Genomic DNA, 25,907 nt, shown 5'->3' on the forward strand with positions numbered 1-25,907 from the left:
ATTCGGTCTTACCTGTCATTTGTATCAGACTTGACCACGTATGACCGAACAAGAATGGCTATATAAAGACGTTCGACAAGGTCAGCTTTCGGCCATAAGCGGACGCTCGGAGCGGTCACTAACGGCCAGAAGCGGACCTTCTGCATAGCCTGTTTTCACTTGTTGTTAAGAACTTATGAGTCCTTGTTTACGGAATCGTGAGTTCATCTGGGACGACTTTATATGTTTTGTATGCAAGACGACTTTTATACGTAATAGCAGTAGGATAGCGTGAAGTTACGAGTTCTCTGACCGACTTAAGAGAGTGGGTGCACAGCGGACCCAGCACTACCTCTGTCAACTCCAAGCCCGGTCCAAACGGTAAAAAGTAAAGTCTCTCCTCCTTGAAAGCATCAGTCAAATGGACGAACCGACGATATTCATCCTCATATTTCCAGCCGCTGGATTTCGTTCGTAGCAATGCATCTTGGAGAGCGGGATCAATATTTGCGAGCTCTGGATTGTTTCCTAATTCCGCAAGGATTCGCTCATCCTCATATTGTATTTTTTGAAGGTACTCTGATGGGACATCGAATCCCAAGCAAATTCCCCTGTGCTTCGCAGCGTAGTGACTCCACAAAACAGGCTCAGCCCAGTCACCACTAAAGCATAAAAGGCCTGTATGTGCGTCGTAGGCATCTTTGAAGTCACGAACAATATTTCGAGCCATCTTTTCTCGAAAATTTAGGCCTATAAGTTCAAACGGATCATTGAGGTCTGAAAATCGTGAAACCTTCAGACGACCGAGTGCGATATTACTGACTGCGTATTCAGCAGAAGTCAGATGATAGACTCGACGCAGGCTTCTTTCTTTCGGAGGGCGAGATGCGATTGCGCTTCCCATATCCGATTTGTACCCCGCCGCAACCCACTCGCTTCTATATTCATGATGTGCTGGCACAGAACTTTCCCTTAGACATAACTTCTTAAGCGAGGCAATTTCAGTTACTTCGCCAAAATCAATAGCAGCCAACTAAATCCATCAGTTTTTCGACTAATTAATAAAAAGCCAAGGCTGCACCGGGCTATAGCTATGCTGTTTTTTGAACCCATTGGGCCACCAGCCTATCCAGTAGAACCGGGGGAGTTGCCAATAAATAACTTAAGCCAATGTGTACGTTCATCACTAGGTAATACTCTGGATGAGTTCAGTACGGCTCGACGCGCTCTACCACCAAGGTTGTAAACGGTAGCTTTATGACTTCGCACCCAGGCTACGTTCTTTGTGGTAATCGCCGCCAGCGCTTGGTTTTCAATGTTGAGACCATTAAATACAAATGCATGGAGCTTAGGAGACCTCATGAGTATGGGGCTTTGCGAAATATACCATTCCATCCAGAAACGGCATATCTGGCTATCAAGTGCCGGAGCTTTAATGACCTCCTCCATTAGAGATACATTTTTTCACGGGGCCAAATCCTGTTGCACGAAAAGGAAAGCTGGGCCTGCGCCAAGATACTCAGCCAAGCTCTATTGAGTCCATAAGCCCGCGAGTCGAGTCTTCTGCATTTCAGCGTTTAAGCAGCGACTCACGCCATCCTTCTCTCCGTAAAGACTATCTTGATCCTTCGACACAGTTATACTTTCTATTCTCGAACTTTTATCCGCAACAGCCTCTCCCACCTTATAAAGACGATCAACCGCCACATAAACGTAGTAGGGCTTAGACTTTATGATCTGGACAAAAGCCGCCTCATCATATGTCATGAATGTATGACAAAGAGGCATGGAATCACTCAGATTAATATATTCAGACACAGTAGACGCATCAAGCTCACGACTCCTATCAGAAAATTTCGTATTAGCCGTTAGAACCTTCTCGGAACGACCATTAAATAAATTCCTCAGAAACGACGTATCGTACTCGCTTAATGGCTCAACAATCTCATCCGCTAGGATTTTGAATGCCAATTGCTTAGTAGGCATCGGCAGAGGCTGCCCCAAGCAGTCTTCGACCATACCTATGGTCAAATACTTCCTATGATTGGTTAATAGATAGGACTCAAGAAGCCTCTGCAAATCAGCCTGGTTAAGACTATCCCTATATGCAGCCTCCAGAAGATCGCACTCTCTTGTAACTGTTGCCAACCCTCCCGCCTTAAACGCCCCTCCCTCAGTAGCTCTACGCGCGGTTAGCACCTCATTAGGTGACTTTTCACCGCTAATAGTCTTACTCAGTATTTGGCCATACGCAGAGGTCTCTAGGACAGAATCCTTGGTGATACGCTTAAAGGTGATTAGTGTTCTGGGGGTGGAGTCACCAATGATTCCTTTAAGCGTCGCCTTGCTTTCGTGGTTTTGAACCCCAGGAATATCAAAGTCAACCACATAATCAACACCTGACCTAGCTGCTTGCTCGTATGCATTGACTAGAAAGGGCAGCACAGTATCAGTAACAGGAGCACTGATAAGGTTAGACTGAGCACCAAGGATTGTTTTCGCCACATTAATCAAGTTATTTACTCCATCAATTTTCTCCTCTGACACATATATGAGACCAAGCTGGTGATCTGGCTTAGTTGAGCCAATTAGTAATTGCCCATTTAAGCTTTTTTCGCGATACTCATGTATGGCGCACTTACCAGTTTTGTCGTCATAGCTCATATTGAGCACGGGAATCTTATCCAAAGTAACCAAGAGTGACGCCTTGTTGCTCTTGCCGATCAAACTGCGTACTACCGAACCCTTGAAGCTATCAGCACAGAACGCAGGCATCGCATATGTGTTTATGGCTATAATTTGATACTGGTCATCTCTAGCCTGCACAGGTTCCGATAACTCAAAATATATAGAAACATCCTTCTTTCCCCACGCATGCGCGGGCACAATTACAATTAGAAGAATCAGACTAAAGCATGCTACTTTATAATTTTTCATAATGCCTCCTTGTTTCTTCCTTATCGCAGATCATGGCAAATGGCTATAAAGCTATAGACCATTCCTTTCCCTCATGCAAACCCAGGTTGAGGGATAGTCAGTCCGTATAGTTTTTCGCGATAAGTAAGCGTCAAATTAGCTATGTCAGCGAGGCTCTGGCCTAGCTAAATGAGGCGCGATGACTTAGTGTCCAATCGTTGGCCTGGATGGCCGCTCATCAGGGTGAGTCCTGAGTGGCTGCCATTGGCCCAGAGTGTGTAAAAACGTGGTCGATCAGCAGCAACGTATGCCTCTGGGGCAAACCCAGTTGCATGTAGATGCCAGACTAAACGGAAGCCATCAAAAAGAGGGGGCGTTTAGAACCAGTGCTCGTTCATTTTCGAAAGAAACTCCGGGTTAACCGGCACGTTGGATGCTGAACCGATGACTGAGTCAATCCCACACTTCGGACACAAGGCGGTGGTATCCAAGTCGACCCACTCTGTTATTTCTACGGGCAAAAACACACTTAAGCAGTAAAAACAGCCACAACGATCACTTGCTTCAATTTGTTTGCGGTGACTTTTACAAAATTGGTGTGCTGAAATTACATCCATGCGTAAGCCCTTCAATTCCAAATTCAGTAGCATATCGTGCTTACGTCAGAGTACGTGAAGACGCGGCTATCGTTGCTATGATTGCCCAAAGTGTTAACGCAGGATTGCCCATGAAACGTTTCATTCAGGGTGAGCATCGAGGCCAAAGCACCTTACTGCCCGAAAGCCTCGACGATTACGTCACGGATACCAATCCGGTGCGCGTAGTCGACGTCTTTGTCGACGAACTTGACCTGGTCAAGCTGGGTTTTGAAGGCGTCATTCCAGCTGATACTGGCCGGCCTGCTTACCACCCCGCGATCCTGCTGAAGATCTACATTTACGGCTATCTCAACCGCATTCAGTCGAGTCGACGGCTGGAGCGAGAAGCCCAGCGCAATGTCGAGTTGATGTGGCTGACCGGTCGCTTGATGCCCGATTTCAAAACCATTGCCAACTTCCGAAAAGACAACAGCAAGGCCATTCGAGGTGTCTGCCGCCAGTTCATTGTGCTGTGTCAGCAGTTGGGACTGTTCGGAGAGAATCTGGTCGCCATCGACGGCAGCAAGTTCAAGGCGGTCAACAATCGCGACCGCAATTTCACCAGCGCCAAACTGAAGCGGCGAATGGAAGAAATTGAATCGAGCATCAGCCGTTACCTGACCGCGCTCGATGCTGCCGATCGACAAGAACCCACATCCTCGGAGCCCAAGGCCGTGCGGCTGGAAGAGAAAATCGCCAAGCTGAAGACGCAAATGAAGGAGCTTCAAGCGATCGAAATCCAGCTCAACGACTCGCCGGACAAACAGGTTTCACTGACCGATCCAGACGCCCGCTCCATGATGACGCGCGGCACTGGAATCGTCGGCTACAACGTGCAGACAGCGGTCGATACTCAGCACCATTTGATCGTTGCGCATGAGGTGACTAACGTCGGTTCCGACCGCGATCAACTCAGCTCGATGGCCAAGCAGGCCCGCGAGGCGATGGCGTCAGATACGTTGTCGGTAGTGGCTGACCGAGGTTACTTCAAAAGCGAACAAATCCTGGCTTGTCACCATGCAGGCATCACCGCCTATGTGCCCAAGCCGATGACCTCTGGAGCCAAGGCTGACGGGCGTTTCAATAACGATGCCTTCATCTATGACGCGGCAAAAAACGAATACATTTGCCCAGCTGGAGAGGCGCTGATCTGGCACTATTCCTACGTTGAAAAAGGCCTGAAGTTGCATCGTTACTGGAGCTCGAAATGCCAGGGCTGCGCGTTGAAATTGCAGTGCACACCGAGCACGGAACGACGAGTTCGGCGATGGGAACATGAAGCCGTACTGGAGCAAATGCAGAATCGGCTGAGCAACGCGCCGGAGATGATGCGAGTCCGAAAACGGACAGTTGAGCATCCCTTCGGGACGCTCAAGCAATGGATGGGAGCGACGCACTTTCTGACCCGAAAGCTTAACGGGGTAAGCGCCGAGATGAGCTTGAATGTGCTTGCCTACAACCTGAAACGGGTCATGAAAATCATCGGCACCACTGGCTTGATGAAAGCGTTAACGGCGTAAAAACCGGTCTTTTTTGCCCCATCCAAAGGGCTTTAAGAGGTTGCTGAGCGGTTTTAACTGTTCCTGAAAACGTCACAACTCGATCTGTTTTCGAAACGTAAGCACGGTCTCCTAGCGTCGATATAGAAAACCCAATCTGAAGTTGTTACACACTCTGGGCCGATTCCTGCCCTCTGTGAAGGGCTGCTTTGGGTCGAGTGCCGCCGGTGGAGACGGCAGCAGTCGACCCAAAGCGCCCGGTCAGCATTGGCTGAAATGGGCCGATTGTGGCTGCTATGAAGCAGCTATCGGACCAAAATCAAAACGTTGTCAGCACAACAGCTTCTGGTAATAGAGTCGGGCATGTCCCGGTGGATAGTCTGCCAGGCGTCCGAATTCGGAGTAGCCAAGTTTTTGATAGAACCCGGGGGCCTGAAAGCTGAAGGTCTCCAGCCAAATACCGGTGCAGTGCTTTTTCTGCGCGACTTCTTCGGCCATGCGCATTAGCCGTTCACCAATACCCTGACCACGCATCGACTCGGGAACACTGACAAGATCGATGAGCAGCCATCGATAAGAGACCTTGCCGTACAGTCCGCCAATGACTTCGTTACTGTCAGGGTCTCGTAGCAACAGAGCAAATGTTTCATGGGCGTCGTCTCCACCGTTGGCCAGGTTATGGGCCAGCAACGGGGTCAAAATTCCTAGTCGTTCTGCTTCAGTCGCATTTTCCGAAAGCTGGATTTCTACAGGCAACCCATTCGAGATATCCATATGAAACCCAATCCGACAATCGATAACGTATTACGCGTCGCGTTGGTTACAGGATCCACTTCCGGTATCGGCGCAGCCATTGCACGTGTACTAAGCCGAGCAGGCTATGCGGTGGTGCTCCATTCGCGAAATTCTGCAGATACAGGACGCGCTATGGTTGCCGAAATGAAGCAGGCTATTTACGTGCAAGCTGATCTTGCTTTAGAAGCTGACAGGGTCAGGCTTATTAACGAGGCGATCGCCGCGTGGGGGCAGCTCGACGTATTGGTCAATAATGCCGGTATTAGCAGAGTCATTCCGCACAGCGACCTTGCCTCGGCCAACTCGACGGTGTGGCACGAACTTAACGAGGTTAATGTCGTGGCGCCGTTCCACCTGGTCGCATTGGCCGAGTCGGCATTGCGCGATGCCGCCCGTTACCGTCGAGCAGGTTGCGTCGTAAACATCAGTTCGCATGCCGGTATCCGTCCAAAGGGCGCATCGATTCCCTATGCGGTAAGCAAAGCTGCGCTTAATCACATGACCCGCTTGCTCGCGGTATCGCTGGGGCCAGAAATTCGCGTAAACGCTGTGGCGCCTGGCTTGGTCGACACGCCTCTGACCGCAGAGTGGACAGGTGCCCAAGAGTTGTGGCGAACTCGCGCACCTATGCGCAGGGCCGCGAGCCCAGACGACATCGCAAAAGCTGTTGTCATGCTGGTCGAGTCGGACTACTTGACCGGCGAGATACTCCTCTCAGACGGCGGGTTGAATCTGACCTAGGCTAGCGTGCTCCGGTGTAGCAGGTGAGAAGACGGGTCACTCTGTTTCGCCGGCTCGCCCAAAGGACAGGCACCATAGCTTCTCAGGACGGATGAGAGGACACCGCCGAACGGATACGATTTTTCGACAGGCAAGTCTACGTGCCCTGTAGCGGCGAGACTGAGACAACGTTTGGGTAATCTACAACCTAGCAGCGGTCCACCGCTTACATCCGATGATGCTCCACCAAAAAATCCACAAACAACCGCACCCGCGCCGGCATTGCCGAGCCCCCTACGAACACCGCATGAATCGGTTCCCGGTCGCCGGCGTTCCAGGCTTCCAGCAGCGGTATCAGGTCGCCGCGCTGCAGGTCCTCGCTCACGGTGAACTCGCCGATACGCGCAATGCCGGCACCTACTCGCGCAAGTTGTGCCAGCGCTTCACCACTGCTGCATTCGATGTTGCCGCTGACCTTCAGGGAGAACTCTCGTCCGTCGCGGATGAACGGCCAGTTGGGTTCGGCACGTCGGAAGTTGAAGCGTAGGCAGTTGTGCCGGAGCAGGTCTTCCGGTTCCTGGGGGGTGCCGTGGCGCTGCAGATAGTCGGGCGATGCCACCACTACCTGACCGGTGTCGCCGATCCAGCGCGCGGTCAGCGGGCTGTCGGGTAGATGACCAAAGCGTACCGCCACATCGGCCTGGCCGCCGAGGATGTCGACCACTTCGTCGCCGAGGGTGAGGTCGACGACGATGTTCGGGTAACGGGCGCTGAAGGCGGCCACCAAGGGAACGATGGCCAGCCGCCCATGGCCAAGGGCGGCGCTGACCCGCAAGCGGCCCCTGGGTACGCCCTGGTCGGCGATGGCTTCTTCGACCTCGGCCATGTCGGCCAGGATACGCCGGGCGCCGCGCAGGAACGCCTCGCCCTCGGCGGTGAAGGTGATCGCTCGGGTGGTGCGCAGCAACAGGCGGGTGCCAAGGCGTTGTTCGGTACGCGCGATGATCCGACTGACCGCCGAGGGTGTCAGCCCCAATGCACGCGCGGCGGCTGAAAGGCTGCCTTCTTGCGCCACGGTGGCGAACACGCTCATTTCACCGGACCTGCCGTTAAAGTCCATTTGTGCCCCTTACGCAAAGGTGATTGCCAAAAATGCTATCTACCGCCTGAAAAAGTTGGATCGTAGCATTGGCGGCATAGATAAGGAGCCTTCCATGCGTATCAATCCACCACTTGTCGCACTCGCCATTGGTGCCTTTGGCATCGGCGTTACCGAGTTCGCCCCCATGGGCATGTTGCCGGGCATCGCCGCGGATCTCGGCGTTTCCATTCCCGCTGCGGGTCTGTTGGTCAGTGCTTACGCCCTGGGCGTTCTGCTTGGCGCACCACTGATGACCCTGACCACCGGCAGGATTCCCCGGCGCTATCTGCTGATCGGGCTCATGGCGATTTTCACCCTGGGTAATCTGATGTCAGCCTTGGCTACCGATTACTACAGCCTCATGGTCGCCAGGGTGGTGACCTCACTGAACCACGGTGCGTTCTTTGGCGTTGGCTCGATCGTCGCCGCCAGCGTGGTCGCCCCAGAGAAGCGTGCCGGGGCGGTCGCGGCCATGTTCATGGGCCTGACCCTGGCGACCATCGGTGGTGTGCCGCTGGCCGCCTGGTTTGGCGAACTGTTCGGCTGGCGCACCGCTTTCTGGGGTATTACCGGCCTGGGCGTGGTGACCATGGCCGCGTTGTGGTTCGCCCTGCCCAACCTGCCGGCACCGCAAAGCGCCGGTGTACTGGCCGAAATTCGGGTACTGGGCCGTGGTCCGGTGCTGGGGGCGTTGGCCCTGACCGTCGTCGGCTCGGGTGCCATGTTTACCGTCTTCACCTACATCGCGCCGATCCTCAGCAGCGAGACCCATGCGTCCACCGCCTACATCACTGCCATGCTGGTGCTGTTCGGTGTGGGATTGACGCTGGGCAACATGTGGGGCGGCAAGGCCGCCGACCGCTCGATAGACCGCACCCTGATCGTTTCGCTGAGCGTGCTGATTCTCGTCTTGCTGGCGTTCACCGTACTGATGCGTTGGCCGCTGCCGGCCGCTGTTGCGATCCTGATATGGGGTATCGCCAGCTTCGCCCTGGTGCCGCCGCTGCAGATGCGCGTCATGGAAGCGGCCAAGGACGCGCCCAACCTGGCCTCGGCGGTGAACATCGGCGCCTTCAACCTCGGTAACGCGATTGGTGCGGCGCTCGGGGGGGCGGTGATAAATGCGGGGCTGGGGTATCCGGCGATTTCCCTGGCCGGGGCGGCAATGGCGGGGTTGGGGCTGCTGATGGTGTTGGCTTTTGCCTGGCGTTCCAGAGCGATTGCGGCTGCGATGGTGTGAGGGGGCTGTTTAGTCGGCATTGAGGAGGACAGTGAAAAGGTGACGGATCTATTCATAAATAAATCTGAGCGTCTTCTTTTTTCGGAGAACCACAGATATTCGCTGACCTATCAACGCACGAGCGCTGCCGATATCTTGGATAGCCTTGGTCAGGATCACGCCGTTACCCCATCTAATTCACGAAGCATTCGGCTGGCCTTGCAAGGCCAGCCGAATGCTTCCTTATTTCATCGGCGCACAAAGAAAAGTATCAGCACTTGAGCCATATTCCAAAATATCTGCACGACTAAGTTTGCTCCAACCAGCAAGTGGATAGCTCTCTATATTCAAGTCGCGCAACCTGACAATGATGCCGCCTTGATAGTCTCTTCTATCAAGAATGACAGGGAAAGCAAAGCTGGATATTTTAGAATGGAGCCACTCTATAGCAGCATTAGACATTGACACATCAGAAAGCGCTTCTAGATAGTCCTTATTACAGATATCGTCGCGGCTACCGCCATGAAGCCAGACTCTTGTCCGATCAAACGCATCTGCGCGGAATGGATCATATGGGCCGTTATCGGGCTTAAAAGGAACAAAGAAAAATTGCTCCGAAAGGGCTTCTTGGTAAGAGCTTTCCACGACCTCAGCCATCATCTCACACTTATCTTGAGTATATCCAAGCTCCATAAGCCTAGACATTGTGCGCGACTTGGAAAATAACGCGACCTTGGCTATGCCATGTTCACCTTTTGATAAATCGTCAAAATGAGCAGCGTGCGCAGCCAAGGTTTTAAAACCAAGCCCGCATGCTAATGATTCCTTGAGATGGTTCAAATTTACCGAATTCGCCTTTCGTGCATCCTGAACGGATGTATAAAAAGGGATTTCAGAAACGATGACAGAGTTAAACATATTCATCTCCACGCCGACTTAAAATGTGAGCAATTACAAAGTCAGCATTAATGAATATGCTGTTTTTTCTAAGACCGGATGCAAGCGCTCACGTACTTGATGGTTGGCTGCCGTGCATTGAAAATATTACCTGCCGGCTAAAAAATCAAGCAGCGCTTCGTTCAAACGACTCAGGGGGTCAGTCATAGGAAACTCTCGACAAAGCAGAGCCCTCGGCCCCACTGGGCATTGAAGCCCTACCCTCCACGCATCAGCGCCCCCAAGCCCAACAAGCTTTATCCCACAAACAAACCCTGCAATACTTAATGCGAATCACTCTCACAAGCATTAGTAATTCAGGACCTTCTCATGTCGACTCGCACCACCCCGCCGCGTCACTTCACTCCTGCCCGCAATCTTCTGGCCATGGCTATCTGCATGGCCACCCTCGCCCCCGCCTATGCCGATGACAACAGCAGCACCCCGACCAACGCCCCACCGACCATCCTGGAACTAGACGCAACCGAGGTCTCCGGCAGTGGTCAACTGGGGAGCACCACGGAAGGCACCGAGTCCTACACCACCGGCGCGATGTCGACCGCGACCAAACTCCCGCTGACGATGCGTGAAACCCCACAAGCCGTCACCGTCATTACGCGCCAGCGCATGGATGACCAGGCGATGACCGACATCAACGACGTGGTCAAGGCGACGCCCGGTTTGTTCCTGGACTTTTCCAATGGCCCTGGCCGGCAGACCTACAAGGCACGCGGTTTCGACATCGACAACCTGATGTATGACGGCATCCCGAGTAGCTACAACGGCGTTTCAGTCGGCTCCCAGCCTAACTTGGCGATGTTTGACCGAGTCGAGGTAGTGCGCGGTGCCACCGGCCTGGTGACGGGTGCGGGCAACCCTTCGGCCGCCATCAATCTGATCCGCAAGCGGCCATTGGCCGAGCAGCGAGTCACCCTGACCGGTGCCGCCGGCAGCTGGGACGACTACCGTGGCGAGGTCGATGCCTCCAGCCCCCTCAACGACAGTGGCACGCTGCGCGGCCGGGTCGTGACCTCTTACCAGGACGCCAACAGCTTCATCGACAATGTCGAGGAGGATCATGGTCTGTTCTATGTGGTCACCGAAGCGGACCTCAGCGAAGACACCACCCTGACCCTGGGGTTTTCCCATCAGAAGGACCAGACCAACTACTTCTGGGGCTCTGCGATGATCGGCCAGGACGGCCATCATCTGGATCTGCCACGCTCTTACAATCCGGGTACGGATTGGGAGAACAAGGATCAGGAGATCAACACCGTATTCGCCGAAGTCCGCCATCGCCTGGCCAACGACTGGAACCTTCAGGTCAACGCCAATTACTCCGAACAGAACGCGTTGTTCTCCGGCTCTTATCAATCGCGCTGGGTCAACAACACACTGGCCCGCACGGTTTACCAGGCTGACGTCGATGAAAACCAGGCCGGCGTGGATGCCTTTGCCAGCGGGCCCTTCGAGGCGTTCGGGCGTAGCCATGAACTGGTGGTGGGCGCCAGCAAGCGCATCTACGACAAGACCACCCACAACTACAGCCCGTACGACACCAACTGGCCGCTCAATGCCGGTAAACCGGACTTCGTCCACACCAACAACCAGCGCGAAGTGACCACTCAAGATGGCGTCTACGTCACCACACGCCTGAGCCTGGCCGATCCGCTGAAGTTGATCCTCGGCGGCCGCCTGGACTGGTACGACTACGATAACCGCGATGGCGAAGGCGACTACAAGGTCACCCGTAACCTCACCCGTTACGCCGGCTTGATCTACGACCTGGACGACCATCACTCGGTCTACGTCAGCTACAGCGACATCTTCACGCCGCAGAGCTCCGAGGATACGTCTGGCAGCCCAGTCAAGCCGATCGTCGGCAAGAACTACGAGGTCGGCATCAAGGGCGAATATTTTGATGGCGCGTTGAATGCGAGCGTGGCGCTGTTTCGCATCGACCAGGAAAACCGCGCCGTGCAACTGTTTACGGCAAACTGCCCACAGGCAACCTGTTATGAAGCCTCCGGCGAGATTCGCAGCCAGGGTATCGACTTCGAACTGCAAGGCGCTTTGACCGAAAACTGGCAAGTCGGCGGTGGCTACACCTACGCGCGAACACACACCATCAAGGATGCTGCCAATCCGCAAAAGGTAAACAAGCAGTTCGACACCGACATACCGGAACATCTGTTCAAGCTGACCACCAGCTACCACTTCCAGGGCCCGCTGGAAAAACTGCGCGTAGGCGGCAACGTCTCCTGGCAGAGCCGCCTGTACAACGACATCCCGCTGGCTGATGGCAGCAAATACCGCCTCGAACAGGGCAGCTACGCGATCACCGACCTGATGGCCGGCTACCGGGTCAGCCAGAACCTGGACTTGCAGGTCAACGCCAACAACATCTTTGACCGCCGGTACTACTCGACCATCGCCAACTCCGCGAGCTATGGCGGTGACGCCTATGGCAACCCGCGCAATATGATGCTGACCGCCAAGTACAGTTTCTAAAAAGAAGTAGAAACAAGGGGGGCGTAACTTGGAACGCCCCTCTTTCAGCCGAAAGCAATGCACTTGCGACCATCCTTATGGTCTACCGGAAGCCGCAAATGGCACCACCTGCATACATCTGCGCTAGAGAGACCATCACATGAAAATGGCTGCCATTTTTGTACTCACCTGGATTGGCTTCACCTCAGCGGGCGCATTTGCCGGTGATCGGAACCAGGACTATCGAGAGGCAAACAGGCGCCACTGGGAACACCAGCGCGAAAGGGATAGAGCAGAAGACAGGAAACACCGCGAGCGCCATGAAGAGAGAGAGCGGGAAGAACGCAAGCATTATGAAGAAATGGAGCGGGAAGAAGCCAGGCGTAGGGCGGAGTACTATCGAAAGCAGTAGAAAGCCCCCCTCAGGGTCAAACCACAATTTGATAACCATGGCCTGACCCTGATTTTGTGCCGATTTTGTGACCCCGATTTTGATTATCCGCCTGCCTCGCCCCCCGAAATCAGTCGATACGCCTTTTCCTCGCACAGCTATCACAATTCCTACAAAAGCGTGGGAATCCCTCACCTTGTACGCCAGCGTCGGTGAAACCTATAGTCGTTCCCGTCGCCCCAAATGGCGATCAGGTTTGACGACCTGCGGATCCGATCAGCCCATTAATCTGATCGGAGCAACCGCGATGGGGTGAGCGAAATGCGTGTTTTTATTGGACCGGGGTACAGAATTTACTTTGTGCGCTCGGGGATCGCAGAGGACTTGATGCTCAGTGGAAGCGATAAAACAGATCAAAAACGAGGTATTAAGAAAGCCAAAGCGATCCTTGATGCCCTGAGAGGTAAATGACATGAGCGAGAAATTCAACCCTGAGGATATGCCGGTCCTTAACCTAAACACTACGGGTACGACTCGTTATGAGGCTTCGCGCTTTCTCGGTAGCCCGGAGGCTATAGCGGCATATTTGGCTGAAAGTATGAAAGCTGATGATACGGAAAGTCTTATTCATGCTTTGGCCGAAGTCGCAAAAGCCAAAGGTGTCAATAAAGTCGCCAAGGATGCCGGGGTTAATCGCGAAAGCCTTTATAAAGTGCTGAAATCGGGTGCAAAAACGCGGTTTGAAACCATCAGGAAACTGATGACCGCGATCGGTGTAGAACTCACCGTACAACCGATTGCAACATTAGCAGAGGCTTCCAAAGCAACTGCTCCAAGGGCTGGCAAACCACCGGTAGCTGCGGCCAAACCTACCGCGAAATCCGCTGCAAAAAAACCAGTGGCAGAAGCGGCTAAACCAAGCGCAAAACCTGCTGCGAGAAAGGTAAAAGCCGCTGTGCAGCAGTAAGTCGCCGTTGGCTTCGTGGATTCCAGACAAACACGAATTGGCCAAGCCCCCCTGCCCCTGTGATCCCTTCCACGCTCGCGGTCAGCACAGAGAACCTGGAGCCTTTTCACATGAAACTACGCGCCCCACAGGCATATCACCTTGAACTCTTTGACGAAGGACCCTACCGGCTTTCTCTGGACGGGGTGAAATGCACCTTTTCTAAACCCGCAAGCACACATCAGCATCCAAAGCTGTACACACTATCAGCAGACGGTAAACTCCTTTACGTAGGCATAGCGTCACAACCTATGTCATCACGCCTGTCGTTTGGCTTCCGGGCGAAAGGTAAAGGCGGTTATCACGGGTACAAGTGGAAAAATCTGAGACACAGGTTGGCTCTGAGCATATGGACTGCCGAACATGAAGGAGCGCCCACGACTCTAAGAGATTTGGAGACAGTTGAGGCTGAAGTCGCATTTCTCTGCAGGCAGCAATCGGGTCAATGGCCGGAATTCCAGCACGAAATCCACTTCTACCCTTCGTTTTGCGTCCATAGGGAAGCAGCCCAGGAGATTTACGCCCATGCCATACTGCGAAGCTCCTGACGCGAACGTCCGTTGAGCCCTCGTGTCCCCCCTTAATAGCCGTGATCTGACCCGTTCTTCCCCACCCTGCCTCCCTCAATGGACTTACCGGAGACATCTGTGCAACGCCCTACTCTTCTCATCGCCTCAGTACTGCTAACCGCCTGCGCCAGCCAACAGCCACCAGCGGATAAGCAAGCCACCCTGCTCGCTCAGCCGTTGACGCCCAACAGTCTGATGCGCGAAGGCGACATCATCAACTTCCAGGTGTTCGCCCCCCGCGAACCGAACATCCCCTTCTGGCAAACGGTTCAGTTTTCGGCGGCCTGCTCCAGGCCTCAGGTCAACCTGGTTTACTCGTTCATGCTCCGCCGCTCCTACGCCAACAATAGCGGCCACTATGCCCCGCCAACAGCGTTGCCCGAGCGTTATCACGCCACGCTGATGAACAACCGGGAGTTCACCCAAGCGTGTAAAAATCTCCCCGCTCCGGATTGGCGCCAGGTGATGAAGGGGGACGCTGAACGGTGGCTGTTGCTGGATAACAGCAGCGTGCGCAAAAGCGGTAAACAGGTGCAATTCTGGATGGCGTACGACGAGCCGCAGACCCGCCTGAATCCGCTGAGTCGCTCTCCTTTCACGCAGACCCGCGAGCAGTACACGCTGGACTGCGCAGCGCGAAACGCCACGCTGTTGGCCCGTTATTACCTCAATGCCAATAACGAGGTCACTGACGGAAAAATCGAGATGTTTCCCGAGGCCAAGGCGATGACAGCGGCCGACCAGGATCAGTTGAAGGTGTTTGAACTCGTTTGCAACGCGCCGACGACCATTGCCACTCTGCCGACGTTCAAGTCACGTACCAAAGCACCGATCGCGGCGGATGCTCTGCCCGACATCAACCCAGGTGTGTTGAGGAGCATTGAGCAACTGCACATGCCGGCCCCGGTCAAGACGCTGACTTATATTGAGTTGGCAGGCACCGCCAGTCATTCCCAAGAGAGTTGGCCTGAGCGTACTGAGTACTTCCTGTCCACTGACCCTGTGACCGGGCAGCTACGCATTGTTCACAAAAGCGAAAACCTCAATGGCCGCCAGATCAACTGGCGCGGCCTGATCAGACTATCAGGCACAGAACAGGCCACACGCTCCGAGAACACTGAGGTGGTCAACAGCCTGAGTTTCCGTGGCGATTGGCAGCGTATGCCTGTGGGCAGTCAGTTGGGCTTTACCCGCCAGGGCAGCCTCACCAGCAATCTGATCGGCACCGTGGGCAAGGAACCGAAAACCTTCGACTGCACCGTCGACAGTGAAGGGCCCGCCAAACGACTGAGCCCAGCCTTGAGCGGTAACGCCAAGGCGTTGAGCTGCCGTGAACAGCGCCCAAGCTCAACAGTCGTGCCGCTGAAGCACTATTACTACTTGGTTGACTATGGTTTCTTCTATCACGCCAGTACTGACAAAAATGACTCGGTATCCATCGACATGCATGTGCAGAGCGTGAAGTGAGTGAAGGTCTGCGGGGCCGGCTTTCGCCGGTTCCGCGCGCTCACCGCCCAACCGCCCCCTCATACCGCCGCTGAATCCGCTCCAACTCCCCGGAACGACGCAACTGCTCCAGGGCACTGGCCCACGCCGCCACCACTTCATCGTCACTGTCAGGGCTGAAGGCGATGTACAGCGATGAGCGATACAGCTCGATAGGGATCCGTCGCAAGGTGCCCGGCGCGATGTTCAACTGACGGCTGTAATAGGCCACGCCCGCGTCGGTGTCGCCGACGATGATGTTGGTGCGTCCGGCGAGCAGCATGCGGTAGAGCAGCTTGCTCTCGGTGGCGCTTTTGTCCAGGTTGTTGAAGCCCAGCGACTGCAGCCTCTGGGGCACCAGGCCGGCGTGGCGCGTAGTGATCTGGGGGGCGTTCAGGAGTTGTTCCAAGGTGTCCAGTGGGGGCGTATTGGCCAGTTGATAGGGGTGGATGGACTCTTCCACGATCGGGCCAACCCATTTGTACAACGGCTCGCGCTCCGGCGTGCGAAACATGGAGTACATGATGGTCTTGGGCCGGTTCCTCAGTATCTGGCTCGCTCGCATACTCGGCTGCAACAGCAGCTCGAAGTCATCCCCGGTGAGCGCCATGATGGCCCGGACGATCTCGGTGGTCATGCCGGTGAGCTGGTTGTTTTCCTGGTAGTTGTACGGAGCCCACTCTTCGGTGACGACTTGATACTCTCCGGCCCCGGCATCAACCGTGCCAAGCAATAGGCAGAGCAGCGCTGCAGCCGGTGTCGAATGTCTCACATGTTCTCCCGGTGGATGGTTCGGCGTTTGTGCATGGACGGGCCTGATTCAAGGGGGCAAGGTAAGCATAGACCCAAACACATGCTCAACAGTTGATGCAGTCCACATTCCGCCCCTTAGCAGCCCCCAGGCCTTGGTGTACGATCAGCGCGAACCGGATATCGGCCAGCGTACGCGGCGCTTCCCTTTCGCCCTTCTCCCTGTGATCCAGCCCACATGAATCCAATCGACCCACTGTCGTTTCAACGCATCATCACCGCCCATGGCAACGTCGAAGGCGCGGCGTATTTTGACGCTGAGGAAAGCCTCGCCCACGAGGTGTTTGCTGACCGCATCGTGTTCCAGACCAACTACCTGGATTACCGCAGCTACGAGGTCGATCTCGCCGAGGGCTGCGTACGGGTGCGCAAGACGCGGCTGGATAACTACTCGCGCGGCCATAAGGCCCAGGTGATCGATGACGACATGGACGACGAGGATTGGGCCGAGCTGGGCAGTCTGTGGCAGCGTTTGAGCCACGACCTGGATACCCAGGGTCAAGGGCCGCAGCCGGATTTGGCCGATACCCTGGCCGATCTGTTTGATTGCCTGTTCGACGAGGCGCGCACGCAGGCGCTCATTCAAAACATGCCGGCGCCTACCGGGCAATGGGATTGGGCTTGGACGCAGGTCGAGTCAGCGCTCACCGAGGCCAATCAGTTGGCGGGGTTCGAATGGAAGGAGTGGTCGTCCTACGGGATCGATGCCGTCAATGCCCTCGCCCCGCTGCGGCAGTTGGGCATTGAAATCCCGGCGCCTGAGCGTAAAGCCGTCGATGCCATCAATCGCGCCAACGATTGGGAACGCGCACTGCTGCAGTATTTCAATGCACAGCTGGAGGCCCATGACTTGAAGTTGTTGGCCATCGGCACGCACTTCGATGAATACCAGGCCTTCGCCTGCCTGCCCATGAACGGTCTGGGCCTGGTCAACGCCCTGGAGATCATGGGCAGGCTGGGCATCGTCTACAAATATTAAGCGACCGACGCCACACACTTTCGGTCCGCTTTTACAAGCCCATAAAGGGCGCCCCCTCCTTTGAGCCTCGAAGTGACGACATGACAAACTGTGAGCAATGCGGGTCCCTCCTCCCTTACGACACCGCTGCTTGCCCGCGATGCGCCGGGGAATTTCGGCACACGGTAGAGGCACACGCGCCAAGGTCCCAGCCGTCGAAAGGGCAGAAAATCCTGAAATGGGTGCTGATCGGCATTGTGGTCGCAGTGCTGGCAGCGGTGGCGGCGGTCATGTGGATCCTGCACTCGCTGGGGCCGATGCCTTCTTTTGGTTGATGACTGGTTCACCGCAACCGAAGCGAAACGCAGCTATCCGATTTTCCCATAGTTGCTATCGATGCCAGCGCCGTTCTCGTCCTCGGCCTCTCTCTCTAATCTGCCCACCAACGCGATCGACGACGATCGCCGCAGATCAAACCGACCTTATGGAGAGAGAAACGATGAACACCTTCAACCGCACCCTCGCTGTCGCCACCCTGGCATTGGCCACCCTCAGCGCCGAGGCCGCGTCGCCGGTCCAGGCCCCTGCCAGTGCGTCTGCTGTCGGCAGCGTGGTCCAGTCTGCCAGCTACATCACCACCAAGGATGGCGTGCAGCTGTATTACAAGGACTGGGGCCCGCGCGATGGGCAGGTCGTGACCTTCAGCCACGGCTGGCCGCTGGACTCCGACAGCTGGGAAGGCCAGATGATGTTCCTCGCCTCGAAGGGTTATCGCGTGGTGGCTCATGACCGTCGCGGCCACGGTCGCTCCAGCCAGCCTTGGGAAGGCAACGACATGGATCACTACGCCGATGACCTGGCGGCGGTGATTGAAGCGCTGGACCTGAAGAATGTCACGCTGGTGGGCTTCTCGACAGGGGGCGGTGAAGTGGCTCGCTACATCGGCCGTCACGGCACCGCTCGAGTGAAGAAAGCCGTGCTGGTGTCCTCTGTTCCGCCGTTGATGCTCAAGACAGACACCAACCCCGGTGGCTTGCCTATCGAGGTGTTCGATGGCCTGCGCAAGGCATCCCTGGAGAACCGCTCGCAGCTGTACCTGGACATTGCCTCGGGCCCGTTCTACGGCTACAACCGCAAGGGCGCCAAGCCATCCCAAGGGCTGATCCAGTCGTTCTGGGTGCAGGGCATGCAAGGTGGCAGCAAGAATACCTATGACTCGATCGCGGCATTCTCGGCGACCGACTTCCGCGGCGATTTGAAGAAGTTCGATGTGCCGACACTGGTGATCCATGGCGATGACGACCAGATCGTGCCTATCGACGCTTCAGGCCGGGCCTCGGCGGCGCTGATCAAGGGCGCTCGACTGATCGTCTACCCTGGTGCGCCGCACGGCTTGACCGAGACGCACAAGGATCGCCTCAATCAGGATCTGCTGACCTTCCTCAAGGAATAAAAGCCCAGATCCCTTGTGGGAGCGAGCAAGCTCGCTCCCACAGTTGTTCTAGGATGGATCTCGGGTTCAATGCCGCAACAACTTACGCAATGGAATCTCGTCCTTGCGCACCGGTGACTTGATGACGATGTAGCTGAAGTACTTGGAGATGCCGATGTTCTTGTCCAGCAGGCTTTCCATCACGTCCTGATAGTCCTGGATGCTGCGGGTCATGAAGCGCACCAGGTAGTCGTAGCCGCCGCTGATCAGGTGGCATTCGAGTACTTCATCCACCAGGCGGATATTGGATTCGAACTTGGCGAAGTCCTCACGCTTGTGGTCGCTGAGGGTGACTTCGGTGAAGACCGTCACCGAGTCGGTAATCTTGGCCAGGTTCAGATGGGCCTTGTAGCTGGAAATGTACCCCAACGACTCCAGTCGTTTGACCCGTTGCAGGCATGGGCTGGCGGACAAGCCCACGGCATCGGCCAGGCTGACGTTGGTCATGCGGCCATCTTTTTGAAGCTCTACCAAAATGCTGATGTCGATCCGGTCCAGTTTCGCTAAACCTTCCATCGCATACCTCTTGCCTGCCATTTGTAAGACAATCTTCTAACAAAATCAGCGTCGTAAGGACAGCTGATGCTGAGCGACCAGATCAGCCATGCTGTTGATACAGTAGTCCGCCGCACAGGGCGCGGGAGACATATCGGCGTTACGGCAGATCAGGCAGACAGCCCCGACCGACCGTGGGCGGGCGCCGGGGCGGGTCACCTGGAGAATCGTCTCGGCGCTCAGGCCATTGGCCGCCAGCCAATCGTGATCCTGCAACGGGTCGCTCGCCAGCGAAATAAAATCATCAGGCTCGATGCCCAGGCGCTCGCACAACACGCCCCGGTCCTCGGCATCGCGATCCCCCTGCACCAACAACCGATAGAACTTGCGCAGGTAGAGCATCGCACCCGGCGCATCCTCGAACAGCGTCCAACCGGCAGCCGAACGGGCGAAGCTCATGCCCTCCTCCCAACTGACCTTGAGCTTCCAGCGCTCGGCCAATTGACGGTGGGCGAAACACAGCAAGCCGCTGAAGCCCAATTCGCCGAAACGCGGGTACAAGGTTTGCAGCACCTCGTCAAAATCGGCGAGCACCTGTGCTTTGTCCAACGGCTCGCCATGGTTTTCCAGCAGCGGCTGCAACGCCGCCCAGACGCCAGAGTCCCGATCCACCAGGACCTCATCGCAGTCGATCAACAACGCCCGATATTCAGTCAGCCTCATCTGTAAAGCCTCCGATGATGTCCCATCGATCAACGCTCCATTAATCGCCACTGACGCTTGCCCAGGCAAACGTCATGAACGCAGGCATCAGCCGAGGACGCGTGCCAAGGCGCCGTCGAGAATCTGCAACGCTTCGTCGATCTGCGCTTCACTGGTAACCAGCGGCGCCAGGAAGCGCAAGACGTTGCGGTACACCCCGCACTTGATCACCAGCAAACCACCGGCCCGGGCCTCGTCGATCAGGCGTTGGTTGAGGTCGGCGTCCGGGGTGCGTGCCTCGTCATGCTTGATCAGTTCGATCGCCAGCATGAAACCGCTGCCGCGCACGTCGCCGATCTGTGGGTAACGGGTTTGCAGATGCAGCAGGCCCTGGCGCAGGCGCTTACCCAGGACTTCACCACGGGCCAGCAGTTGTTCTTGCTCGTACGCCTCGATCACCGCCAGCGCCGCCGCGCACGACAGCGCATTACCGCCGTACGTACCGCCCAGGCCACCCGGCAGTGGAGCGTCCATGATCTCGGCCTTGCCGACCACACCCGACAACGGCAAGCCACCGGCGAGGCTCTTGGCGACCGTGACCAGGTCCGGCTGGATGCCGGCGTGCTGGAAACCGAACCATTTACCGGTGCGACCGAAACCGGTCTGGATTTCATCGAGAATCAACACAATGCCATGCTTTTGCGTCAATGCGCGCAGGCCCTGCAAAAACTCGGCGGGGGCCGACAGGAAACCGCCATCGCCCTGCACCGGCTCGATGATGATCGCCGCGACCCGCTCAGGGGCCACTTGGGTGGCCAGCAGCTCGTCCAGTGCCTGGAGCGCCATGGCGCTGGTGACGCCGCGATAGGCATTCGGATACGGCGTGTGGAAGACCTCCGGGGCGAACGGACCGAAGTTCTGCTTATACGGCTGGCTCATGCCAGTCAGCGTGGTGCCGAGCAAGGTCCGGCCATGGAACCCGCCGCGAAAGGCAATCACGGCCGAGCGGTTGGTGTGGGCCCGGGCGATCTTCACCGCGTTTTCCACCGCTTCGGCACCCGAGGTGAAAAATGCGGCTTTATAGGCATGCTGGCCGCCGATCATTTCGCACAGACGCTGGGCCAGTTCCAGGTAAGGCTTGTAGGCCACGACCTGGAAGCAGGCATGGGAGATTTTCTGCAACTGGGCCTGCACGGCCGCGACGACCTTGGGGTGATTGTGGCCGATGTTCAACACACCGATGCCGCCGACGAAGTCCAGGTAGCGCTTGCCGTCCACGTCCCATAATTCCGAGCCCTGGGCCCAATCGATCACCAGCGGGTGCGCGGTGACCAGGCCACGTGGCACGAATTGATCACGCTGACGGAGCAAACTTGGGGTTTCTTCGACTTTACTGTTCATTGGCATTTCCCATCGTGAGCCTCGCACCCAGGAAGCGGCTGCGGTGTGTTCACAGGTTAAGCGTTCGACGCGATTGTCTAAGCCGAACTTGGTCGTTGAGAAATTCGGATCGACTGTTTACACCCCGGCAAACAGCAGAATCCTCCAGAGGCATTCCAGCCCCATGGAATCTGCCGCTAAAGGCACCTTGCAACGCAGCGTGATGCTGCTAGGCCGGCCCTTTCGACAGATCCTGCTCTGGCGTTGAGGCATGCTAGGGACTCCTTGATTTCAGGCGAGAAGTGACCCATGGCCCTGCTCTATAAAGCTGACCCGGTACGCGGCGAACACTGGCGGCGCCTGTTCGCCGAACACGCGCCGGAGATTGAATGGCGTGCCTGGCCAGACATCGGCGACCCGCGGGATATCCAGTACCTGGCGGCCTGGCAGGCGCCGGACGACGTCGAAACGCTGTTGCCGAATCTGCAGGTGCTGTTCGCCTTGTCGGCCGGCGTGGATCAACTCGACCTTGGCCGCTTGCCAACGACACTGCCGGTGGTGCGCTTGCTCGACCCGGGCATCAGCCAGGGCATGTGCGAGTACGCCAGTTTCGCCGTGCTCAGCCTGCACCGGGACATGTTGCGCTATCGCCAGCAACAGGCCGAACGGTGCTGGCAAGCGCACCGGCTGGTGCCCGCCGGACAACGCCGGGTGGGCGTCATGGGCCTGGGTTTGCAGGCACGGCAGATACTCGCCAGCTTGAAGACCTTTGGTTTTGCCTTGTCGGGCTGGGCCCGCAGCGAGCATGACATCGAGGGGGTCGCGTGCTTTGCTGGCGACGAGCAACTGCCAGCGTTTCTCGGTCAATGCGACATTGTGCTGTGCGTCCTGCCGTTGACCGAGCAGACCCGAGGGATCCTCAACCGCCAGCTGTTCCAACACCTGCCCAAGGGCGCAGCGTTGGTCAACATGGGCCGAGGTGGGCACCTGGTGGAAGCGGACCTGCTTGAAGCCCTTGCCAACGGCCAGCTCAGCGCCGCGGTGCTGGACGTGCTGGAGCAGGAACCGGCGCCGATGGATCACCCCTTCTGGCACCATCCACAGATACTGTTGACGCCGCACATCGCGGCGATGACTCAGCCTGAAAGTGCCTTTGGCGTGTTGCTGGAGAACATCCGCCGGCATCAACGGGGGGAATCGATGCTGGGCCTGGTGGATCGTGAGCGCAGCTATTGAGTCCTCGATGGCCTCTGGTTTCGAGCCGAACGGCGAAAAACCGACCCGGTATTTACTGCTGGCCAAGCCTCTGATTTGAGCAAGAAATGTGGCCGGCAGAGCCGTTGCTTACGCAAGATACCGAATCGATGTGCCGCCCTTGCCAGGCCCGGTGGCAGGTGAGATACAAAGGCTTTCAGCGCACACATCCATCCGCTTTCGTCCCTTATTTTATGGTGATCTGCCATGTCCATTTCGCAACGCCCCACTTACTTCTATCGCGCCATGACCGCCACCGACGTGCCTGCGGCCCATGCCTTGTCCGTGCAGTTGAAATGGCCCCATCGCCTGGAAGACTGGGCGATGTTGCAACGCGTCGCCCAGGGGTTTGTCGTGGAAAACCAGGGCCGTTTGATTGGAACGGCGTTCACCTGCGCCCAGGGAAACTACGCCACCATTGGCCTGGTGATTGTCGACGATGAGTACCAGGGCCAGGGGATCGGTCGCAAGCTGATGGAACTGGCGATCGAGGCTTGCGGCTCGCGTACCGCCGTGCTCAATGCGACGCTGGCCGGTGCCCCGCTGTATGCCAGCCAGGGGTTCGTTGATTTTGGGCATATCCAGCAGCACCAAGGGCAAGCGCTGGTGCCGGCCCCACTGGAACTGGCCGCTGGCGAACGCTGCCGCGAGTTGAGCGAAGCCGATCATGCCGAGTTGATCGAACTGGCCAATGCCGGGAGCGGGCTGGAGCGGAGCGCCGTACTCAATGACCTGTTCGAGGTCGTTGAACATTCAGTAGGGATCGAACGCGACGGTCACTTGTGCGCCTTCGCCCTGCTGCGCCCCTTCGGCCGTGGCCGCTGCATCGGCCCGGTCATCGCCCAGAACCTGGAACAGGCCCAGCACTTGATCGCCGTGCTGCTGGCCCAAGTGCCGGACGCATTCGTTCGCATCGACATCCCTTCAAACAGCGGCCTGGCCCCTTGGCTGGAAGAGGCCGGGCTCAAGCAGGTCGACACCGTAGCCCAAATGGCACGGGGCACGCCCCCGCAGGCGACCGGCGCGGTTCGGCAATTTGCGCCAGTGACCCAGGCCATTGGCTGAAAAACCCACACTCCCCTCAACGCTTCCCTGGAGAATCATCTTCATGCTCGAACCCACTGCAGTGCTGTTGGCACACGCCGATGGCCGCCTTGCCTCAACCCCGTTCACACCGGGTTCACTGGGCGCCAAGGATCCGTTCGACCGCCTCATCGCCTATGCCGGGGAAGATGGCATGGCTGCCGGCGTGGTCCGGGCGAGCGGACTGTTCAGCGTCGATGAATACCCCTTCAGTGAGACGATCGTGGTGCATGCCGGCGCAGTGACGCTGCGTAGCCAGGGGCAGATGCTGCAGCTCAAGCCGGGTGAAAGCGCGGTGATCGGTCGGGGGACGGCGCTTGAGATCGAGGCGCAACCCGGCTCGCTCTGGGCCTTCTGTGCCGACACCCAGCGCATCGAAGCGCACCTTCCCGGGCTGACGGCACTCCCCGCCCACACCCTGCTCTCGCCTTCTGCTGCCCCGGATGACGAGATCCTGCTCAGCCCGCCGCCGCAATGTCGCTCGCACAATTTGTTTGTCGAGCAAGCGAGCAACCTGCGGATCGGTATCTGGGACTCGACGCCCTACACTCGCAAGTCACGACCGCACAAACTGCATGAGCTGATGCACCTGCTCGAAGGCAGCGTCACCTTGCAGGCAGCCGATGGCAGCGACTTGACGGTCAACACCGGCGATACCGTATTCGTCCCGCTGAATGCACCGTGTGCCTGGAAAAGCAGCGTTTATGTGCGCAAGGTGTACGTCGTCAAGTAATCCGGTGTATGGCAGCACTGGCGCTATCGCGAGCAAGCTTTGCTCCCACAAGGGGGTTTGGCGGGTAGCGTCGGATCAGCAAAAAAAAGCCCGCAGTGTGGGCGGGCAAAAGGTGTCGCAGGTTGGATCAAGCCTCAGAGCGCGGCGGCGATGGCCTGGCCAACATCCTGGGTCGAGCCTTGCCCACCCAGGTCGGGGGTGATGGGGCCTTCGGCGATGACTTGTTCGATAGCCTTGAGAATCCCATCATGGGCCGCGCGGTAGCGCTCATCACCGTTACCCAGGAAGTCGAGCATCAAGGCGCCGGACCAGATCATCGCGATCGGGTTGGCGATGTTCTGCCCATAGATATCGGGTGCCGAGCCATGTACCGGTTCGAACAGCGATGGGAAGCGGCGCTCCGGATCGAGGTTGGCCGACGGTGCGATGCCGATGGTGCCGGCGCAGGCCGGGCCCAGGTCGGAGAGGATGTCGCCGAACAGGTTCGACGCCACCACCACATCAAACCGGTCGGGCTGCAAAACAAAGCGAGCGCACAGGATGTCGATGTGTTGCTTGTCCCACTTCACGTCCGGGTACTGCTCGGCCATCAATGCCGTGCGCTCGTCCCAATACGGCATGCTGATGGAAATGCCGTTGGACTTGGTCGCCGCGGTCAGGCGTTTGCGCGGTCGGGTCTGGGCCAGGTCGAAGGCGAACTTCAGGATCCGGTCGACCCCACGCCGGGTGAACACCGACTCCTGCAGCACGAACTCATGCTCGGTGCCTTCGAACATCTTGCCGCCGATGGAAGAGTATTCGCCCTCGGTGTTCTCGCGGACCACCACGAAGTCGATGTCCCCCGCCTTGCGCCCGGCCAACGGACACGGCACCCCCGGAAACAGCCGCACCGGGCGGATGTTCACGTACTGGTCGAAGTCGCGGCGGAACTTGAGCAACGAGCCCCACAGGGAAATATGATCCGGCACCTTGTCCGGCCAACCCACGGCGCCGAAGTAGATCGCGTCGAAGCCCTTGAGTTGTTCGAACCAGTCGGCGGGCATCATCTGCCCGTGCTCCAGGTAGTAATCGCAATGGGCCCAATCGAGCACTTCGATGTCCAGCGACAACTGCCACTTTTTCGCGGCTTGCTCCAGTACCCGCAGCCCTTCGGGCAGGACTTCCTTGCCGATGCCATCGCCGGCAATGGCAGCGATTCGAAATGGTTTGCTCATCA

22 protein-coding genes and 1 pseudogene are annotated in these 25,907 nt (G+C 57.0%); 13 read left to right on the forward strand and 10 right to left on the reverse strand.

Going from position 1 to position 25,907, the window contains the following annotated elements:
* Positions 1 to 187: 187 nt before the first annotated feature.
* Both HU749_RS18485 and HU749_RS18490 read right to left on the reverse strand, forming a co-directional pair.
* Positions 188 to 1,012 carry a DUF2971 domain-containing protein gene (locus tag HU749_RS18485; protein WP_139353243.1) on the reverse strand — a complete coding sequence of 275 codons (825 nt, stop codon included), beginning with the start codon at positions 1,010 to 1,012 and terminating at the stop codon, positions 188 to 190.
* Between the two features lie 497 nt (positions 1,013 to 1,509).
* Positions 1,510 to 2,916 carry a hypothetical protein gene (locus HU749_RS18490; protein ID WP_077508735.1) on the reverse strand — a complete coding sequence of 469 codons (1,407 nt, stop codon included), beginning with the start codon at positions 2,914 to 2,916 and terminating at the stop codon, positions 1,510 to 1,512.
* A gap of 706 nt (positions 2,917 to 3,622) precedes the next feature.
* Between HU749_RS18490 and HU749_RS18495 the strand changes: the two genes are divergently transcribed.
* Entirely contained in the window at positions 3,623 to 5,053 is a 1,431-nt protein-coding gene (locus HU749_RS18495) for an IS1182 family transposase (RefSeq protein ID WP_186649927.1), read from the forward strand.
* A gap of 309 nt (positions 5,054 to 5,362) precedes the next feature.
* On the opposite strand, the gene HU749_RS18500 is transcribed toward HU749_RS18495, so the two are convergent.
* Positions 5,363 to 5,788 carry a GNAT family N-acetyltransferase gene (locus HU749_RS18500; protein ID WP_186649955.1) on the reverse strand — a complete coding sequence of 142 codons (426 nt, stop codon included), beginning with the start codon at positions 5,786 to 5,788 and terminating at the stop codon, positions 5,363 to 5,365.
* 18 nt (positions 5,789 to 5,806) lie between these two features.
* Between HU749_RS18500 and HU749_RS18505 the strand changes: the two genes are divergently transcribed.
* Positions 5,807 to 6,568 carry an SDR family NAD(P)-dependent oxidoreductase gene (locus tag HU749_RS18505; protein ID WP_074849721.1) on the forward strand — a complete coding sequence of 254 codons (762 nt, stop codon included), beginning with the start codon at positions 5,807 to 5,809 and terminating at the stop codon, positions 6,566 to 6,568.
* 205 nt (positions 6,569 to 6,773) lie between these two features.
* Here the strand turns inward: HU749_RS18505 and HU749_RS18510 are convergent, their stop codons facing one another.
* Entirely contained in the window at positions 6,774 to 7,667 is an 894-nt protein-coding gene (locus HU749_RS18510; RefSeq protein WP_186649924.1) for a LysR family transcriptional regulator, read from the reverse strand.
* Positions 7,668 to 7,761: 94 nt separating this feature from the next.
* Here HU749_RS18510 and HU749_RS18515 point away from each other — a divergent pair, with 94 nt between their 5' ends.
* Complete coding sequence (locus HU749_RS18515; protein ID WP_186649922.1) at positions 7,762 to 8,928, forward strand: MFS transporter; 1,167 nt, start codon at positions 7,762 to 7,764, stop codon at positions 8,926 to 8,928.
* 222 nt (positions 8,929 to 9,150) lie between these two features.
* On the opposite strand, the gene HU749_RS18520 is transcribed toward HU749_RS18515, so the two are convergent.
* Positions 9,151 to 9,825, reverse strand: a complete 675-nt coding sequence (locus tag HU749_RS18520; protein WP_186649920.1) for a hypothetical protein — start codon at positions 9,823 to 9,825, stop codon at positions 9,151 to 9,153.
* 348 nt (positions 9,826 to 10,173) lie between these two features.
* Between HU749_RS18520 and HU749_RS18525 the strand changes: the two genes are divergently transcribed.
* The 5 genes and pseudogenes from HU749_RS18525 to HU749_RS18540 all read left to right on the forward strand — a co-directional run bounded on the left by HU749_RS18525 (position 10,174) and on the right by HU749_RS18540 (position 15,766).
* Positions 10,174 to 12,354 (forward strand): TonB-dependent siderophore receptor, encoded by a 2,181-nt coding sequence (locus tag HU749_RS18525; protein ID WP_186649918.1) that lies wholly within the window; start codon positions 10,174 to 10,176, stop codon positions 12,352 to 12,354.
* A gap of 139 nt (positions 12,355 to 12,493) precedes the next feature.
* Entirely contained in the window at positions 12,494 to 12,745 is a 252-nt protein-coding gene (locus tag HU749_RS18530; protein WP_186649916.1) for a hypothetical protein, read from the forward strand.
* Positions 12,746 to 13,030: 285 nt separating this feature from the next.
* Positions 13,031 to 13,195, forward strand: a pseudogene (locus tag HU749_RS29285) (type II toxin-antitoxin system RelE/ParE family toxin); the annotation flags it as partial.
* Position 13,196: 1 nt separating this feature from the next.
* Positions 13,197 to 13,691 (forward strand): addiction module antidote protein, encoded by a 495-nt coding sequence (locus tag HU749_RS18535; protein WP_186649914.1) that lies wholly within the window; start codon positions 13,197 to 13,199, stop codon positions 13,689 to 13,691.
* 686 nt (positions 13,692 to 14,377) lie between these two features.
* Positions 14,378 to 15,766, forward strand: coding sequence for a surface-adhesin E family protein (locus HU749_RS18540; RefSeq protein WP_186649913.1), 1,389 nt, complete (start codon positions 14,378 to 14,380; stop codon positions 15,764 to 15,766).
* A gap of 40 nt (positions 15,767 to 15,806) precedes the next feature.
* Here the strand turns inward: HU749_RS18540 and HU749_RS18545 are convergent, their stop codons facing one another.
* The gene (locus tag HU749_RS18545; protein ID WP_079302405.1) at positions 15,807 to 16,556 is read right to left on the reverse strand and encodes a substrate-binding periplasmic protein; all 750 of its coding nucleotides are present in this window, start codon (positions 16,554 to 16,556) and stop codon (positions 15,807 to 15,809) included.
* A gap of 216 nt (positions 16,557 to 16,772) precedes the next feature.
* Here HU749_RS18545 and HU749_RS18550 point away from each other — a divergent pair, with 216 nt between their 5' ends.
* Both HU749_RS18550 and HU749_RS18555 read left to right on the forward strand, forming a co-directional pair.
* On the forward strand, positions 16,773 to 17,573 hold the full coding sequence (locus tag HU749_RS18550) for a DUF6630 family protein (RefSeq protein WP_186649910.1): 801 nt from the start codon (positions 16,773 to 16,775) through the stop codon (positions 17,571 to 17,573).
* Positions 17,574 to 18,051: 478 nt separating this feature from the next.
* Entirely contained in the window at positions 18,052 to 19,005 is a 954-nt protein-coding gene (locus HU749_RS18555; RefSeq protein WP_079302407.1) for an alpha/beta fold hydrolase, read from the forward strand.
* A 66-nt stretch (positions 19,006 to 19,071) separates the two neighbouring features.
* Here HU749_RS18555 and HU749_RS18560 read toward each other — a convergent pair whose 3' ends face one another.
* From HU749_RS18560 to gabT, 3 genes are all read right to left on the reverse strand, one after another.
* Positions 19,072 to 19,560 (reverse strand): Lrp/AsnC family transcriptional regulator, encoded by a 489-nt coding sequence (locus HU749_RS18560; RefSeq protein WP_003203167.1) that lies wholly within the window; start codon positions 19,558 to 19,560, stop codon positions 19,072 to 19,074.
* 45 nt (positions 19,561 to 19,605) lie between these two features.
* A complete protein-coding gene (locus tag HU749_RS18565; protein WP_186649907.1) occupies positions 19,606 to 20,262 on the reverse strand; it encodes an HAD family hydrolase in 657 nt (218 codons plus the stop codon).
* An 87-nt stretch (positions 20,263 to 20,349) separates the two neighbouring features.
* Positions 20,350 to 21,642, reverse strand: coding sequence for a 4-aminobutyrate--2-oxoglutarate transaminase (gabT, locus tag HU749_RS18570; protein WP_186649904.1), 1,293 nt, complete (start codon positions 21,640 to 21,642; stop codon positions 20,350 to 20,352).
* A gap of 288 nt (positions 21,643 to 21,930) precedes the next feature.
* Between gabT and HU749_RS18575 the strand changes: the two genes are divergently transcribed.
* The 3 genes from HU749_RS18575 to HU749_RS18585 all read left to right on the forward strand — a co-directional run bounded on the left by HU749_RS18575 (position 21,931) and on the right by HU749_RS18585 (position 24,691).
* Positions 21,931 to 22,857, forward strand: a complete 927-nt coding sequence (locus tag HU749_RS18575) for a 2-hydroxyacid dehydrogenase (protein ID WP_186649901.1) — start codon at positions 21,931 to 21,933, stop codon at positions 22,855 to 22,857.
* 225 nt (positions 22,858 to 23,082) lie between these two features.
* Positions 23,083 to 23,940 (forward strand): GNAT family N-acetyltransferase, encoded by an 858-nt coding sequence (locus tag HU749_RS18580; protein ID WP_186649899.1) that lies wholly within the window; start codon positions 23,083 to 23,085, stop codon positions 23,938 to 23,940.
* Positions 23,941 to 23,983: 43 nt separating this feature from the next.
* The gene (locus HU749_RS18585) at positions 23,984 to 24,691 is read left to right on the forward strand and encodes a cupin domain-containing protein (RefSeq protein ID WP_186649896.1); all 708 of its coding nucleotides are present in this window, start codon (positions 23,984 to 23,986) and stop codon (positions 24,689 to 24,691) included.
* Between the two features lie 134 nt (positions 24,692 to 24,825).
* Here the strand turns inward: HU749_RS18585 and HU749_RS18590 are convergent, their stop codons facing one another.
* Entirely contained in the window at positions 24,826 to 25,905 is a 1,080-nt protein-coding gene (locus tag HU749_RS18590) for a tartrate dehydrogenase (RefSeq protein ID WP_186649893.1), read from the reverse strand.
* Between the last annotated feature and the right edge of the window lie 2 nt (positions 25,906 to 25,907).

The organism is Pseudomonas ogarae (assembly GCF_014268695.2).
Lineage (GTDB): Bacteria > Pseudomonadota > Gammaproteobacteria > Pseudomonadales > Pseudomonadaceae > Aquipseudomonas > Aquipseudomonas kilonensis.

What these genes read in the sequence shown, in the direction of transcription:
- HU749_RS18585 (WP_186649896.1), top strand. Translation starts at nt 23,984, where the DNA reads ATGCTCGAACCCACTGCAGTGCTGTTGGCACACGCCGATGGCCGCCTT.
- HU749_RS18520 (WP_186649920.1), bottom strand. Translation starts at nt 9,825, where the DNA reads ATGTTTAACTCTGTCATCGTTTCTGAAATCCCTTTTTATACATCCGTT.
- HU749_RS18515 (WP_186649922.1), top strand. Translation starts at nt 7,762, where the DNA reads ATGCGTATCAATCCACCACTTGTCGCACTCGCCATTGGTGCCTTTGGC.
- HU749_RS18535 (WP_186649914.1), top strand. Translation starts at nt 13,197, where the DNA reads ATGAGCGAGAAATTCAACCCTGAGGATATGCCGGTCCTTAACCTAAAC.
- HU749_RS18490 (WP_077508735.1), bottom strand. Translation starts at nt 2,916, where the DNA reads ATGAAAAATTATAAAGTAGCATGCTTTAGTCTGATTCTTCTAATTGTA.
- HU749_RS18565 (WP_186649907.1), bottom strand. Translation starts at nt 20,262, where the DNA reads ATGAGGCTGACTGAATATCGGGCGTTGTTGATCGACTGCGATGAGGTC.
- HU749_RS18590 (WP_186649893.1), bottom strand. Translation starts at nt 25,905, where the DNA reads ATGAGCAAACCATTTCGAATCGCTGCCATTGCCGGCGATGGCATCGGC.
- HU749_RS18580 (WP_186649899.1), top strand. Translation starts at nt 23,083, where the DNA reads ATGTCCATTTCGCAACGCCCCACTTACTTCTATCGCGCCATGACCGCC.
- HU749_RS18555 (WP_079302407.1), top strand. Translation starts at nt 18,052, where the DNA reads ATGAACACCTTCAACCGCACCCTCGCTGTCGCCACCCTGGCATTGGCC.
- HU749_RS18525 (WP_186649918.1), top strand. Translation starts at nt 10,174, where the DNA reads ATGTCGACTCGCACCACCCCGCCGCGTCACTTCACTCCTGCCCGCAAT.
- gabT (WP_186649904.1), bottom strand. Translation starts at nt 21,642, where the DNA reads ATGAACAGTAAAGTCGAAGAAACCCCAAGTTTGCTCCGTCAGCGTGAT.
- HU749_RS18505 (WP_074849721.1), top strand. Translation starts at nt 5,807, where the DNA reads ATGAAACCCAATCCGACAATCGATAACGTATTACGCGTCGCGTTGGTT.
- HU749_RS18560 (WP_003203167.1), bottom strand. Translation starts at nt 19,560, where the DNA reads ATGGAAGGTTTAGCGAAACTGGACCGGATCGACATCAGCATTTTGGTA.
- HU749_RS18575 (WP_186649901.1), top strand. Translation starts at nt 21,931, where the DNA reads ATGGCCCTGCTCTATAAAGCTGACCCGGTACGCGGCGAACACTGGCGG.
- HU749_RS18550 (WP_186649910.1), top strand. Translation starts at nt 16,773, where the DNA reads ATGAATCCAATCGACCCACTGTCGTTTCAACGCATCATCACCGCCCAT.
- HU749_RS18510 (WP_186649924.1), bottom strand. Translation starts at nt 7,667, where the DNA reads ATGGACTTTAACGGCAGGTCCGGTGAAATGAGCGTGTTCGCCACCGTG.
- HU749_RS18495 (WP_186649927.1), top strand. Translation starts at nt 3,623, where the DNA reads ATGAAACGTTTCATTCAGGGTGAGCATCGAGGCCAAAGCACCTTACTG.
- HU749_RS18530 (WP_186649916.1), top strand. Translation starts at nt 12,494, where the DNA reads ATGAAAATGGCTGCCATTTTTGTACTCACCTGGATTGGCTTCACCTCA.